The sequence below is a fragment of the Pseudooceanicola aestuarii genome, assembly GCF_010614805.1.
In the GTDB taxonomy this organism is placed as follows: Bacteria; Pseudomonadota; Alphaproteobacteria; order Rhodobacterales; family Rhodobacteraceae; genus Pseudooceanicola; species Pseudooceanicola aestuarii.
Map to the genome: position 1 here is coordinate 1,119,481 of NZ_JAAFZC010000001.1, position 14,640 is coordinate 1,134,120.

The following is a 14,640-nucleotide window of genomic DNA, read 5'->3' on the forward strand; positions in this document are numbered from 1 at the left end:
ATCGGATCCTGCCCATGCCCTTGAAAAGACCAGAAAACCTGATCGACGCCTTTGCCCACGCCGACGGCCCGCCGCCGCAAAGGCTGCTGGCCTTCCTGCGCTGGGGCCTGCGCGGGGCCTTTCCCGCGCTGGTCATTGCGGCCCTTCTCTCCGCTGCGGCAGGGGTCATGGAGGCCGGCACCGCCTACATCCTGGGGCGGGTCATCGACGCGGCAGACGCGCTGGGCCCCGATGGGTTTTTCACGGTTCACAACATGGGGCTGATCGCGCTGACGCTGGTGTTCTTTCTGCTGGCGCGGCCGATCCTTCTGGGCCTGAATTCAGCGGCGGTATCGGTGGTGATCGCGCCCAATGTCTTCAACCTTGTGCTGTCGCGGCTGCACCGCTGGACATTGGGCCAATCGGTCGAATTCTTTGACGACGATTTCGCCGGTCGCATCTCGCAAAAGCAGATGCAGACCGGGCGCGCGATGACCGACGTTGTGGTCGAACTGATCAATGTCGTTGCGTTTGCCCTGGCTTCCATGGGCGGGGCGGTGGCGTTGATGGTGTCCATCGACTGGCGGCTGGCGGTGGGGTTCATCGTCTGGCTTGGGGCCTATGTCCTGCTGATCCGGTATTTTTTGCCGCGTATCCGCCACCAATCGGCCAAGCGCGCCGGGGCGCGGGCTGGTTTGTCGGGACAGATCGTCGATACGATCACCAATATCAAGACGGTGAAGCTGTTCGCCCATGCAGATCACGAGGACCGCGCCGCCCTGGGCGCAATGCAGCGGTTTCGCAGGACGGCGGTCGGCTTTGGCTACCTGTCGGCCGGGTTCCGCATCTGCCTGATGACATTGGCCGGAGTTCTTCCGGTGGTGCTGGTCGGCGGCGCGCTGTGGTTGTGGTCCATCGACATGGCGAGCAAGGGCGACATCGTCGCGGCGGGGAGCATCGCAGTGCGCGTGGCGCAGATGACCGGCTGGGTCAGTTTCACCCTGATGGCGATCTACGCCAATATCGGCGAGGTCGAGAACGGGATGGAAACCCTGGCACGGGCGCGTCGCCTGCCCGACAGTCCCGGTGCCACCGGTCTGCGGGTTCAAGGCGGCACCATCCGGTTTCACGACGTCAGTTTTGCCTACGGGCGCGACACCGGCGGGGTGCAGGGCATCGACCTGGAGATCCCGGCCGGGCAGAAACTGGGCATCGTCGGGGCTTCGGGAGCGGGAAAATCCACGCTGGTCGCATTGTTGCTGCGCCTGCACGATCCCGAAACCGGGCGGGTGGAGATCGACGGGCAGGACATTCGCGACGTGACGCAGGACAGCCTGCGCCATCATATCGGGATGGTCACGCAGGAAACCGCGATGTTCAATCGCTCCGCCCGGGAAAATATCATGTACGGTCGCCCGGATGCGACGGAGGAAGCGCTGTTTTCCGCCGCTGACAAAGCCGAGGCCGGCGGGTTCATCCCTGAACTGGCGGATCACCTGGGCAACACCGGCTACGACGCGCGGCTGGGGGAACGGGGGGTGAAATTGTCCGGCGGCCAACGGCAGCGCATCGCTCTGGCTCGCGCCATCCTGAAGGACGCGCCGATTCTGGTCCTGGACGAAGCAACAAGCGCATTGGACAGCGAATCGGAGGCCCAGATCCAGCAGGCGCTGGACCGTGTGATGGAGGGGAAGACCGTTCTGGCCATCGCGCACCGCCTGTCCACGATCAGCCATATGGACCGGATCGCGGTGATGGATGGCGGCCGCGTTGTCGAGCTGGGCAGTCACGATGAATTGCTGGCGCTGGACGGGTTGTACGCCCGGTATTGGGCCCGGCAATCGGGCGGGTTTCTGGGGGCGGATCGGGAAACGTCCTAGGCCGGACTTGCGTTTGCGGCTGGGGACGGGGCGGGGCCTATCGTTACGGTGGCCCACCGGGTCGTTAACATTCCTGCACCTAGCCTCGGGACCGACCCGAACAGGAGCGCCCCGATGTCCGATACCTCTGCCAAGCTGTCCCTGCCGTATCTGCAACCCGCGCAAGCCCAGAAGCATGTCACTCATAACGAGGCGCTACGCCGGCTCGACATCGCGGTGCAATTGGCGGTGGAGGATCGCGATCGCATCCAGCCCCCCGCCGAACCGGCGACCGGACAGAGCCATCTGATCGCCGCCGGTGCCATCGGCGATTGGGCGGGGCGGGCGGGACAGGTGGCTAGCTGGGATACCAGTGGCTGGATCTACACGGTCCCCGGCCCCGGTTGGCGTGCGCATTGTCTGGCAGAGGGTCAAACCCTGGTGTTTGACGGTACCGGATGGATTGCGGACCTGCCGGAACTGGACAACCTTCACGGGGTCGGGATCGGCACCACAGCCGATGTGGCAAATGTTCTGGCGGTGCAGGGGCAGGGCACGCTGTTGTCTCACGCCGGGGCCGGCCATCGGATCACGGTGAACAAGTCCGCGCCGGCGGAAACCGCCAGCCTGCTGTTCCAGACCGGGTGGGCGGGGCGCGCGGAGATGGGGACCACGGGGAGCGATACCTTTGCCATCAAGGTAAGCGTGGATGGCGCCAACTGGGTCGACAGCTTGCGATGCGATCCGGCCAGCGGACGGGTGATCCTGCCCCAAGGGGCGGAGATCGCCGCGATGGATGCGTCAGGCGGCGATCTGGATGCGCTGCCGCAAGGGCTGTCGCGGTTCGACGCCACCACCGCCGCCACCCCCGGCGGATCGGGCGCCTGCGGCACAGTACGGACCGCAGCGGACGGGCAGGGCGGAACAACGCAGACGGCCCATCTGACAGATCCTCCGGCGGACCGGAACAAGATCTTTGTCCGAGTGTTCGCCGGTGGCAGCTGGACCGCCTGGCGGGAGGTCTGATCTATCGATCCAGCAGGTCGCGGTGCCATCGCGACAGGAACAGCAATCCCATGGTTCCCAGGCCAAGGGCCAACCCTGTCACATAAAGAGGGTCGGCATAGCCCGCATCGTAGCCATGGTAGAATCCGCTTCGGGTCAGCCCGGTGACATGGACCAGCGGGTTCCATTCCAGCCATCCGCGCCAGGGTTCCGGCACGCCGTCATGCAAGAAGAGGACGCCGGAAACCAGAACCAGTGGTCGCGTCAGCACTGACCAGACACTGTGCCAGACCTGATGCCGGGAGATCAGCAGGCAGTTCAGCACCCCCACCCCCAGCCCGAGGCCGGCGGCGAGGGCAAAGCCGCCGACGATCACCGACAGATCCAGGATCGTGCGGGTTTCGAATAGCATCACGATGCCCGCCAGGATTGCGACAGAGACCATCGCCTGCGTCAGGACCGCCAGCAGGAACCGGGCCAACAGGGCGTCAAGGAAGGTCACGCGGGGAAAGCCCAGCAATTGTCGGTTGAAATTCAACGCTTGCGCGACCTTCTGCGAAGTTGCGGAGAACATGGCAAATGGCAGGTAGCCGGTGGCAAAGAAGATCGCGAAATCCCGGCCCAGCGGCGGCGTGCGAAATCCGGCGGCGAAGATCGCCACCATGAGGGCCAGCGCCAGGGCCGGTTCCAGGATCGCCCAGAGATACCCGCCCGGCGATCTGCCATAGGTCGTCGACATTTCCCGCAAGACAAGGGCCAGGATAACCCGGCCGGTGATCATGCGGGGCATGACCGGGCGCAAAGGCGGATCATGATGTGACGACAGGTCGGGCATCCGCCCCTCGCAAGCAACCAACTTGCGGTGTTCTGCCATGCCAAACCTTACCAAAGGGTTAGCATTCGTCAGATCCCCTGCACGCCCTCCTTCCGCAATGCATCAAATGCGCGCAATTCGGCGATCAGCCCTGCCATCCGGTCCACCGGGATCATGTTCGGCCCGTCCGAGGGGGCGTTGTCCGGGTCTTCGTGGGTTTCGATGAACAATCCGGCAATCCCCACCGCGCAGGCCGCGCGCGCCAGAACCGGCGCGAATTCACGTTGTCCGCCGCTGGTGGTGCCCTGCCCGCCGGGCTGCTGGACCGAATGGGTGGCGTCGAAGATCACCGGCCATCCGGTCGCCCCCATCGTCGGAAGTCCCCGGAAATCCGTCACCAAGGTGTTGTAGCCGAAGGATGTTCCGCGTTCGCACAGCATCACGCGGTCATTCCCGGTAGAGGCGACCTTCTCCGCCACGTTGGCCATGTCCCAGGGGGCCAGAAACTGCCCCTTCTTGATGTTCACTGCCGCGCCTGTCTTGCCCGCCGCAAGCAGCAGATCGGTTTGCCGGCACAGAAAGGCTGGGATTTGCAGCACGTCGCAGACCTCGGCCGCGGGGGCGCATTGGGCGGGGTCGTGCACATCGGTCAGGACAGGTACGTCGAATTCGTCGCGAATGCGCCCCAGAATTTCCAAACCCTTCTCCATGCCCAGCCCCCGCCGGGTGGAGATGGAGGAGCGGTTGGCCTTGTCATAGCTCGCCTTGAAGATGAACCGGGTGCCGGTGGGCGCGCAGGCCTCGGCGATCTTCTCGGCCATCATGCGGGCGTGATCCAGGCTTTCCAGCTGGCAGGGGCCGGTGATCAGGGCGATGGGATTGTCGCCGCCAAAAGGGATGCCGCCGATTTCGACGATACGCGGGTCGGTCATTGGGCCTGCTCCTTCAATACGGTTTCGATCCGGGCGACATCGCCGGGGTTGTTCAGCTCCCAGAACACGCGGCCACGCCCGTCGACCTCGACACAGCGGACCTTGTGCCCGTTTTCGAGAAAGCGCAGCTGTTCCAATCCTTCAAGAGATTCCAGCGGGCCGGGTGCCCAGCCGAGATAGGCGTTCAGCGCCTCGGGACGGTAGGCATAGACACCGACATGATGGAAGACGGGCACGGGATCCGGCAGCTTGCCGGGGTCGACATAGGGCACGACTTCCTTGGAGAAGTAGAGGGCATCGCCCGCCGCATCGAACACGGCGGTGGTGCCACCGACCCGTCCGGCTTTGCGGTCCTCGACAAAATGGCCATAGGTGACGGGATCGCAACGCAGCACCGGGGTCGCCATGCCGACCTGCGGCTGGCGGGCCATCTCGGCCAGAAGCGCCTCCACGAACCAGGGCGGCGTCAGTGGCGCGTCGCCTTGCAGGTTGACGATCACATCGGCGGCCAGCCCGGCATTGGCCAGCGCCTCGGCGCAGCGTTCGGTGCCGTTGCGGGCCTCCGGCGTGGTCATGATGACCTGAGCGCCGAACGCCTCCGCCGCCTGGCGGATCCGGTCGTCATCGGTGGCGACGAATACCGCGTCGGGCCCCTCCACCTGGCAGGCGGCCTCCCAGGACAGGCGGATCAGGCTCTTGCGGCTGCCGTCGGGCAGGGTGAGTTCGGCCAGCGGCTTCCCCGGATAGCGGGAGGAGGCGTAGCGGGCCGGGATCACGATGACACTTTTCATTCAGACAACTCCCGCGCGCAACAGATCGTGGACATGCAGAACCCCCAGCGGCCGATGCGCGCCATCGACGACCAGCAGAACCAGGATCCGGCGCTCGTTCATCAGGGCCAGCGCCTCGGCCGCCAGCAGATCGGGCGAGACGGTGACCGGATTGCGGGTGGCGACATCGCCCGCCCGGCTTTGCATCAGCACATCCATCTTGCGCCGCAGATCGCCATCGGTGACGATCCCGGCCAGGCTACCGTCGTCACGGGTGACGGCGGTGATGCCGAACCCCTTGGAGGTCATTTCCAGCAGCGTGTCGGCCATTGGCGTGTTCACGTCGACCACGGGCAGGCTGCCGCCACCGTGCATGAACTGGCTGACGCGGGCCATCTGCGCGCCCAGCTTGCCGCCGGGGTGGAAGACGGCGAAATGTTCGGCCCGGAAGCCGCGGCATTCCATCAGCGCCACCGCCAGCGCATCGCCCAGGGCCAGCGTCATGGTGGTGGAGGTGGTCGGCGCCATGCCCATCGGGCAGGCCTCCGGCGCGGGGGGCAGCAGCAGGCGCAGGTCGGCGGCGCGCATCAGCGCACTGTCCGCGCGCGACGAAATGCCGATCAACGGGATGGAAAACCGACGGGTATAGGCGATGATGTCACCCAATTCGGCGGTTTCCCCGGAATTGGAGATCAGCAGGCAGACATCTCCGGCGCCGATCATCCCCAGGTCGCCGTGACTGGCTTCGGAGGCATGAACGAACAGCGCCGGCGTCCCGGTCGAGGCAAGCGTGGCCGCGATCTTGCGACCGATGTGGCCCGATTTGCCGATGCCGCCGACGATCACTCGACCCTCCAGCGCCAAGATGCGTTGCACGGCCGGGGCGAAATCCGCCGGAAGTTCCGTCGATAGGCGCTGGAGGGCCGCGCTTTCCGTCTCCAGAACCTTGCGTCCGACGGCGTCGATCTGTGCCGTCTCTGCCTCGATTGCCGCCATATGTGCTGTCTCCACCGGGGTTTTTCCCCTGCTACCGCAGAACGCAACGCCGCGCCACACCTCCGGCGGGCTATGGGCGGGCGGCCTCCGCCCGAGGACGGCGCGGTGAGTTTCGCGACAAAACACCCGCGAGCGGTGCCGGAGCGCCTGCTTCTTTCGATGGATACGCCCGGCGGAGGCGGACCCCCGCCCGTCCCGAACCCGCCGAAGGGGTGACGCGGCGCGGGAAAGAGGCTACATGCCCCGAAGCCCGAGACGAGGCCGAGACGAGGCAAGACATGCGACTTCCGTTCCGCCGTACCCAGACTGACCGCCCCGCAATGTTCAATGATCAGGACAAGGATAATATCCGCTGGTTCTGGTCCACCTACCTGAAAAAGCGCGCGCCGCTTCTGCTGGTGGTGCTGGGCATGATCCTGGTGCAGGGGCTGGTCTACCAGCAATTCCTGGCCCTGACAGAGGATGGCCTGCGCGTCATTTTCGAGGATGGAGCCGCCAGCGACCTGATCAAGGTCTGCGCCGTGGTCTTCTTTCTCTTCGCGATGCGGGCGCTGATGTCCTACCTGGTGCCTCGCGTGTCGGTCTGGTTGGCCTCGGAGGCGGTGCTGGAGCTGCGCCGCGACCTGATCGACCACCTGATGACACTGGACCTGGCCTATTTCGAAAAGACACCGGCCGGGGAAATCATCCTGCGACTGGTAAACCAGGCCGACGACCTCAGCCAGTTCGTCGGTCAGCAGACCGTCGGCGCGGTGCGCGATGCGGCCACGGTGGTGATCGTCTCCGCCTACCTGATCTACAAGTCGCCGGTCCTTTTCGCCGCCTTCGTGCTGGTCCTGCCGATGATCATCCTGCTGATGCAGGCCGTGTCCTCGCGGATCAAGTCGATCCAGGCCAGCGCGGAAAACGCCATGGGCAATTACATGGGCGGGATCGAGGAAATGACCAACGGCATGCGCACCGTGAAGATTTCGGGACAGGAGCCCAACGAACGGGAACGCCTGTTGAAATCCACACGCGAAATCCGCGGCCTGACCATCCGCCTGCAATCCGCGCAGGCGCTGGTGATGCCTTCCATCGACCTGATGTCGGCCTTTGTCTACGTGCTGGTGATCGGCGGCGGCGGCTACATGGTGCTGTCGGGCGACTACGGGCTGGACGGCGCCGGGATCATCGCCTTCCTGCTGGGGCTGGTGCTGGTCTTCGACCCGGCCCGCCTGCTGGCGCAATTCTTTGCCCGGTTGCAGGCCAACCTGGTGATCCTGGACGGGGTGCGCAGCCTTTACAGGGTGAAGCCGTCGATCGTGGACGCGCCCGAGGCGCGCGCCGATTTCGACTTGACCGGCGATATCGTGCTGGATGACGTGACCTTCTCCTATTCCGCCGACCACCCCCTGTTCGAGGGGCTGAACGTGACGATCCCCGGAGGCGGCACCACCGCCATCGTCGGCGCGACGGGCTCCGGCAAGACCACGATCCTGTCGCTTCTCACCCGGCTCTACAATGTCGACGGCGGAGAAATCCGCATCGGCGGCACCCCGATCAACCAGTTGCAGGTCAAGGCACTGCGCAATGCGTTCTCCGTGGTGGCGCAGGATATCGTGATCTTCAACAATTCGATCTGGGAAAACATCCGCTATGTCCGGCCCGAGGCCACGGATGACGAAATCTGGGCCGCCGCCGAAGACGCAGAGATCGCCGACCTGATCCGCGCCCGTGGCGACGCGCCGCTGGGGCCGAAGGGCAGTCAGCTGTCCGGCGGGCAGAAACAGCGGATCGCCATCGCGCGTGCCTTCCTCCGCTCTGCTCCGATCCTGCTGCTGGACGAGGCGACTTCGGCGCTGGATCAACGCACTGAGGACAAGGTGAAGCGCGCCCTGTCCCGACTGTCCGAGGGCAAGACCACGATCATCGTGGCGCATCGTCTTTCCGCGATCACCCATGCCGATGGGATCTACGTGCTGGACGCCGGCAAGGTGGTGGAAACGGGCAGCCATGCCGATCTGATGGCGCAGGGCGGGCTGTATGCCGGGATGTTCGGCGCGCAAAAGCAAAGCTACGACTAGGCGCGGAGCAGGCGGTGTACCATTTCGACATCACCGATATCGCGGCCCAGGTCGGGAGCAATCACACCCTGGCGGGGATCCAGCGTGCCGCGCTGATGATCATCCGCCACGCCGCGCAGTCGCTGGGGCCCGATAACATCCGGCTGATCCGCCACGATGCGCGCAGCGGTGGATATGTTGCCTGTTCCGCCGGCCCCTTGCTGGCGCTGGACCGGATGGCCCCGCATGCCGTCGCGGCGGCGCTGGCACTGGATCGCGGGGGCAAGCCGCCCCGCGACCGGGCGGACCAGACCTTGCACAAATACCCCCGCGGGACGCTGAAATACCGCTATCACAAGGCCCGCCTTGACCTCGAAGCCGCGCGGGGCAACGAAAGCTACCTGCGGCGCCGCGGACTGAGCGTCGCGGAATGGCGCGACCTGCGCCGCGCCCCGGCGGATGCGGCCCTGCGCGCGCCGGTTGCGACGCCCCTGAATGTGGCGCCGGGGGATGTCGTCTGCATCCTCGGCTCTGGCTGGGACACGCCCCAGACGGTGGACGCGCTGACCGCGCTGACCCGCCAGGGCGCCCGGATCGCAGTTCTGATCCACGATGTCATCCCGTTGAAACTGCCCGGCATGGTGCATGGCAACCCGGCGCATTTCCTGGATTGGCTGACGCGGATGGCCGGGCTGGCCACGATCTTCCTGGCCAATTCCCAGGCCACCGCCCGTGATCTGGCGCAGGTCCAGGCCGAACAGGGGTGGTCGGTGCCGATCCACGTCACGCCACTGGCCCAGGCGACCGTCTCGGGCCACATTGCGGCGGAGGTTGGCAAGGGGCTCAGCGCGGAACGGCATCGCCGCGCGGATATACGGGACGTGGCCAAACTGCCCTATGCGCTTTGTGTGGGCACCATGGCCGCGCACAAGAACAACTGGCGCCTGGCGCAGGCCTGGGCGCGCCTGGCACAGGAGGACGGCGTCGACCTGCCGCGCCTGGTTCTTGCGGGCAAACGGGGATGGTTGAACGACGATTTCTTCCGCGCCTTCGACGCGACAGGCGGGTGGGGCGGTTGGGTGCAGATCGTTGAACAGCCGGGCGACGACGACCTGGAATATCTTTACCGGCATTGCGTTTTTACCACGATGCCAAGCCTTTACGAGGGCTGGGGCCTGCCCGTTGGAGAGGGGTTGGCCTATGGAAAAACGGGCCTCGTCTCCGCTGTGACTTCCCTGCCCGAAGTGGGGGGGGAACTGGTGGAATATTGTGATCCGGCCTCGATTTCCTCGATCTCGAAGGGCGTGCGGCGCCTGTGCGACCCCGCCCATCGTCAGGCGCTGGAGGACCGAATCGCGGCCACCGACCTGCGCGACTGGGCCGCAGTCGGGGCCGATGTTGCCGGGGCGTTGCAAGACGATTCCCCGGAGCCTGCCGGGGAGGATCTGTAGAATTCGCCGGAAAAACCGCTCTGAAGGGTGGGAAAATTAAGCGAACGGAAACCTGATCCGGGTGATCTGGTGCCAGCCGAATGGTTGGTATGACGGACGGGATCGGAATGGTTTCACATCTTCTTGCGTTGCGCGCGCGCTATCTTGCCGCCCACGGGATACCGCGGGGCAGGTGGCTGCCCCTGCGATTTCTGCGCGACTTCCTGCGGGCTGCGCCGGCGCTGATGCTATGCGCGCTGATGCGCGACCCGGCCCGGCGCCTGCAAGCCCGGCACAGGGTAAAGACGCATCTGGGGCTGGTCCCGTTCTCGGGCGCGGCGGTGCTGCCACCGCTGGCCTGGCGCGATGGTCCCGATCCCGGCGGGTACCAGGGGCCGGTCGCGATCGTGTTGCCGGTGCATGACGCACTGGCGCTGCTGCGCGAAACCCTGGACCGGATTGACCGGAACACCTGCCTGCCCTGGCACCTCTATATCGTTGACGACTGTTCCGCCGACCCTGCTGTGCGTCCTTTCCTGCGGGAATGGTGTGCCGCCCGCCGCTCGTGCACCACCCTGATCGAGTTGCCGCGCAATCGCGGCTTTCCGGATGCTGCGAACCGCGGCTTTTCCGCTGCGCTGGCGCAGGGCCGGGGCCCGATCGTTCTACTGAATTCCGACGCCTTCCTGCCGTCCGGCTGGGCGCCACGTCTGCTGGCGCCGCTGTCGCGGCCCAGGATCGCCAGCGTGACGCCGATGTCCAACTTTGCAGAGATCGCATCGGCCCCGGTGATCTGCGGACAGGTCGACCTGTTGCCAGGCCAGGCGGCGGCAATGGACCAGGTCGCCGCCCGGCTGGCCATGGCCCCGGTCGACGCGCCCTGCGGGGTGGGTTTCTGCATGGCAATCTCCCGCCGCTGGCTGGAACGCGTGCCCCGTTTCGACCCGGTGTTTTCCCCCGGCTACGGCGAGGAAGTCGATTGGTGCCACAGGATCCGCGCCCTGGGCGGGCGCCACCTGATCCACCCGGGCGTTTTCGTCGAACATCGCGGTGGCGGCAGTTTCGGCACAAGGAAAGCCGCGTTGGTCACGCGCCACAACGCATTGATTGCCCGCCGTCACCCCGACCATGATCAGCAAGTGCAGGATTTCATCGCGCGCGATCCCCTGCTGGCCGCGCGCCTGGCGCTGGGCATCACCTGGGCCGGGGCGATCGGCGCCCTTCCGGTGCATCTTGCCCATTCGATGGGCGGCGGGGCGGAAACCGCCCTGGGCCAGCGCCTGGCCAAGGACACCGAAGACCACGGCGCCGCGCTTGTCCTGCGCGTCGGCGGCGTGCGCCGCTGGCGCCTGGAACTCCACGCCGTCGGTGTCGTCGTGACGGGTGAAACCGATGACACCGCCATGGTTCAGACCCTGTGCGCGCTGCCATCCCGGCGCCACATCTCCTATTCCTGCGGGGTCGGTGATCCCGATCCGATCACCCTGCCCGGTTTTCTGTGTGGGTTGAAAGGGCCAGAAGACAGGCTTGAACTGTGTTTCCACGACTATTTCCCTCTTTCCCCCTCCTACACGTTGCTGGGCCGTAACGACGCCTTTCGCGGCCTGCCGGAGGAGGGCGATCCAGCCCATGCCCTCAGGCGCCCGGATGGGGGTTTGGTTACGCTGCGCCACTGGCAATCGGAATGGCGCAATCTGGCAGAGGCGTCCGACAAGATGACGGTCTTCAGTGCTGCCAGCGCGGATCTGGTTGCGGATCAATGGCCTCGCCTCGCCGACCGTATCCACATCCGTCCCCATCGCCTGCCTCACGTTCCTGCCGCGATCCGCGCGCCGGTTTCGGGCAGCGCGCTTTGTCTGGGAGTGCTGGGCCATGCGAACCCGGCCAAGGGGGCAAGGGTGTTGGCCTCGCTCTCTCCGCACCTGCATGCGCTGGGGGGCGATCTTGTGATCATGGGCAACCTGGATCCGACATGCCCTATCCCTGATGCCATGATCCATGGCGGGTATGTCCCCCGTCAGATTTCCGGCCTCGCCCGCCGCTACGGGGTCACGCATTGGTTGATCGCGTCGGTCTGGCCGGAAACGTTTTCCTTCACCACATGGGAGGCGCTTGCCACCGGTCTGCCTGTGCTGGGCTTCGATCTTGGCGCCCAGGGGGAGGCCCTTGCCAAGGCACCAAACGGTCACCTGCTGCCGTACCATCCCGACCCTTCGGTCGCCGCGGGACGGGTTTGGCAGGCTCTCGCCATGGATGCCCGCGCCCGCGGTCCGGGGGCAGGGCCGCGCCGGACGATTGCCGCATGACCCGTGTCGAAGTCAGCCGTGCCACCCTGGCCGCGCGCGGGATCGAGTTGCTGTCGCGGCCCGGCAACCGGGTTTCCCTCCCCCGCAATACCCGGATCGAGGCGCCGGCCAGCCTGAAGTGGACCCAGTTCGAACACTCGCTCGACCTCGGTGCCTTTTCCTACCAGGTCTCCGGCTACTGCTTTGCCGCCAGGATAGGCCGCTACTGTTCTTTCGGCGAAGACGTGCAGATCGGGCGCCAGAACCACCCCACCGACTGGGTCAGTACCAGCCCCTCCTTCTATCTTGGCGACCGGCTGTTTGATCTGGGCGGTGGTTTCAATGGCGCTGCGGAGTTCCACGCCTACAGGGTCAAACCGAGCCGACCACCGACCCGGGTTCAAGTCACGCGGATCGGAAATGACGTGTGGATCGGCCATGCCGCGATCATCTGCGCCGGTGTCAGCATCGGTGACGGTGCCGTGGTGGCGGCGGGTGCCGTGGTCGCTCAGGACGTGCCGGCTTATGCCGTGGTCGCCGGCAACCCCGCGCATATCAAGCGCTACCGATTGCCGCCCGATCTGATCTCGCCAGTGCTGCGATCCCGCTGGTGGCGATACGCACCCTGGCAACTTGCGCATCTCGACCCCGCGCAGCCGGGAAAGTTCGCTCATGCGGTGCAATCGATGACGGAGGCGCCGTTCACCCCGGATGTCCTTGACCTTGCGGAGGCGACAGCATGATGACCTGGCGTTTCGGTCGCGCGCGCGCGCAGCGGCTGCCGATCTGTGTCTTTGCTCATATTCCGCGCACTGGCGGTCAGGCGGTGCACGCGGCGCTCATGCGGGTCTATGGGCGCAAAGGCGTTTCCCCTGTTCGGGTTCATACGCAGGCGTGTTCCGGGCAAGGTCAATTTCCCCGGGGCTACAGGCTCTATTCCGGGCATCTGGACTGGGACGCAGCCGATTTTCCTGGCGGCGACAATCTGGTGTTCACCCTTCTCCGTAACCCGGAGGAGCGGATCGCCTCATTCTACTACTACCTTCGGCACAAGGCCGCCCACCTGGACCCTGCGATCCTGGCGCGCCCGGAATATCTGGGTTTGCACCGGGCTCTCATCTGGTCGCCCAGCGCATATTTCCAAGGGGGTGACGCAATCTGGCGCAACTTCATTCGCGATCACTACGACAATGCACAAACCCGCTACCTTGCCACCGGCCGGGTGCGCGGCAGCGCGGAATACGACGCGCTCTCCAACGAAGAGAGGCTGACCCTGGCGGAAACCAACGCAAAGAAGCTGAACCGCGTTTTCTTTACCGACGCGATGGAGGAGGCCGCTACGGGAATGTCCCAACTGCTGGCGCGAAACGTCGACATCCCGCCTGCGATCAATGCCGGTCCCAGGCCGGGAGCCGCCGCCTGGCCAAGGCTGTTGAGCGAACTGGACCCCGTTACGGCGCGGCAGGTGTCCGGTTTTGTGGTCCTGGATCGCAGCCTGATCTCCCGACTCAGAGCAGTCCAATGACGTCAGAGCCGCCCGATAAACGCCAGCGCCCGCAAGGCCATGTCTCCTGCGCCTCCTTGTCGATGAACGCCATGGCGTCCGATCGACAGGTGGGCCCGTCGGTTGATCCGTGCGTCGGAAAAAGATTCGGCGAGGCGCCGCGCCTCTGGGCTGACATCCTCGATCCGGGCCAAGGCAGCGAGGTTGGCGGAAATCCAGTCGGCATATGTACCGCTGATCGCCGCGCAGGCCCGCGCAATGCGGTGCCGGGCGCCATACCCAAATTGGGCGCCCCGATGCTGCCGGTATCCGACGGTGACTTCTGTCCCCAGCGTGATCCGGCCACCGACCGCAGCAACAAGAAGGTAAGCCCACCAATCGTGAAACGCGACCCCGGCCGCCAGTGCCACAGGGGCGGATCGGGCCAATGTCCGGGCTGCCGCCGGCGACAGGGCCAGAGCATGCCCGGGAAGTACGTTTTGAACCAACGCATTGCCAAAGGACGGTCCGCGTTGCACCCGACCTCCGCAGCCAAGATACCGATCCTGCGCGTCGATCAGCACGATGCGCGACGCATGAGCGACCACGTCGCCGGCCCCTGCGTCCATGCCCGCAAGGGCACTGCCCAACCGTCCCGGCCACCACAGGTCATCCTGATCGGCAAAGACCAATGGCATCCCCGGCGCTCTCTCGACTGCGCGCTGGGTGAGGTTCAGGAAATTTGCGGCAACTCCCTGCCCCGGTCCGGTCACGATGCAGACACGGCCGGGGTGCCGGGCCGCAAACCCCCTCAGAATCGCGCGGGTTCCATCGTCGGAACGGTCGTCCCCGACCAGCAATTGCCAGGATTGATGCTTCTGTTCGGCGATGGAATTCAGTTGCGCAGGAAGAAACCGCGCGCCGTTCCGTGTTGCCATGACGATCTGAACAACACGGGTCACGAAAGGATCCACAGGTGAGCGGTGTTTCCAATGCAGGGCTGGGACGACCTGTCCCGCCACCCGTCCGCCCCGCGCGGTTT

The 14,640-nt window shown here is 65.6% G+C and carries 12 protein-coding genes; 7 read left to right on the top strand and 5 right to left on the bottom strand.

Annotation, left to right across the window (positions count from 1 at the left end; translation table 11 throughout):
• Positions 1-14 precede the first annotated feature (14 nt).
• Both G5A46_RS05220 and G5A46_RS05225 read left to right on the top strand, forming a co-directional pair.
• On the top strand, positions 15-1,859 hold the full coding sequence (locus G5A46_RS05220; protein ID WP_163847949.1) for an ABC transporter ATP-binding protein: 1,845 nt from the start codon (positions 15-17) through the stop codon (positions 1,857-1,859).
• A 114-nt stretch (positions 1,860-1,973) separates the two neighbouring features.
• Positions 1,974-2,864 (top strand): DUF2793 domain-containing protein, encoded by an 891-nt coding sequence (locus G5A46_RS05225; protein WP_163847951.1) that lies wholly within the window; start codon positions 1,974-1,976, stop codon positions 2,862-2,864.
• A gap of 1 nt (position 2,865) precedes the next feature.
• Here G5A46_RS05225 and G5A46_RS05230 read toward each other — a convergent pair whose 3' ends face one another.
• The 4 genes from G5A46_RS05230 to G5A46_RS05245 are packed head-to-tail and all read right to left on the bottom strand — an operon-like array spanning position 2,866 to position 6,355.
• The gene (locus tag G5A46_RS05230) at positions 2,866-3,717 is read right to left on the bottom strand and encodes an ABC transporter permease (RefSeq protein ID WP_239520621.1); all 852 of its coding nucleotides are present in this window, start codon (positions 3,715-3,717) and stop codon (positions 2,866-2,868) included.
• A 29-nt stretch (positions 3,718-3,746) separates the two neighbouring features.
• Positions 3,747-4,589, bottom strand: coding sequence for a 3-deoxy-8-phosphooctulonate synthase (gene kdsA, locus G5A46_RS05235; RefSeq protein WP_163847953.1), 843 nt, complete (start codon positions 4,587-4,589; stop codon positions 3,747-3,749).
• Positions 4,586-5,380, bottom strand: a complete 795-nt coding sequence (locus G5A46_RS05240) for a 3-deoxy-manno-octulosonate cytidylyltransferase (RefSeq protein ID WP_163847955.1) — start codon at positions 5,378-5,380, stop codon at positions 4,586-4,588. The genes kdsA and G5A46_RS05240 overlap by 4 nt, the downstream gene beginning before the upstream one ends.
• A complete protein-coding gene (locus G5A46_RS05245; RefSeq protein WP_163847957.1) occupies positions 5,381-6,355 on the bottom strand; it encodes a KpsF/GutQ family sugar-phosphate isomerase in 975 nt (324 codons plus the stop codon).
• Between the two features lie 278 nt (positions 6,356-6,633).
• On the opposite strand from G5A46_RS05245, the gene G5A46_RS05250 reads away from it, so the two are divergent.
• From G5A46_RS05250 to G5A46_RS05270, 5 genes are all read left to right on the top strand, one after another.
• On the top strand, positions 6,634-8,421 hold the full coding sequence (locus G5A46_RS05250; protein ID WP_239520622.1) for an ABC transporter ATP-binding protein: 1,788 nt from the start codon (positions 6,634-6,636) through the stop codon (positions 8,419-8,421).
• A gap of 14 nt (positions 8,422-8,435) precedes the next feature.
• Positions 8,436-9,851, top strand: a complete 1,416-nt coding sequence (locus G5A46_RS05255) for a glycosyltransferase family 4 protein (protein ID WP_163847959.1) — start codon at positions 8,436-8,438, stop codon at positions 9,849-9,851.
• Positions 9,852-9,958: 107 nt separating this feature from the next.
• On the top strand, positions 9,959-12,136 hold the full coding sequence (locus tag G5A46_RS05260; RefSeq protein WP_163847960.1) for a glycosyltransferase: 2,178 nt from the start codon (positions 9,959-9,961) through the stop codon (positions 12,134-12,136).
• Complete coding sequence (locus tag G5A46_RS05265) at positions 12,133-12,858, top strand: DapH/DapD/GlmU-related protein (RefSeq protein WP_163847962.1); 726 nt, start codon at positions 12,133-12,135, stop codon at positions 12,856-12,858. Before G5A46_RS05260 ends, G5A46_RS05265 begins: the two co-directional genes overlap by 4 nt.
• Positions 12,855-13,640 (top strand): sulfotransferase family 2 domain-containing protein, encoded by a 786-nt coding sequence (locus G5A46_RS05270; RefSeq protein ID WP_163847964.1) that lies wholly within the window; start codon positions 12,855-12,857, stop codon positions 13,638-13,640. The genes G5A46_RS05265 and G5A46_RS05270 overlap by 4 nt, the downstream gene beginning before the upstream one ends.
• A 2-nt stretch (positions 13,641-13,642) precedes the next feature.
• On the opposite strand, the gene G5A46_RS05275 is transcribed toward G5A46_RS05270, so the two are convergent.
• Positions 13,643-14,560: a glycosyltransferase gene (locus G5A46_RS05275; protein ID WP_163847966.1), complete on the bottom strand. Its 918-nt coding sequence runs from the start codon at positions 14,558-14,560 to the stop codon at positions 13,643-13,645.
• Positions 14,561-14,640: the final 80 nt, after the last annotated feature.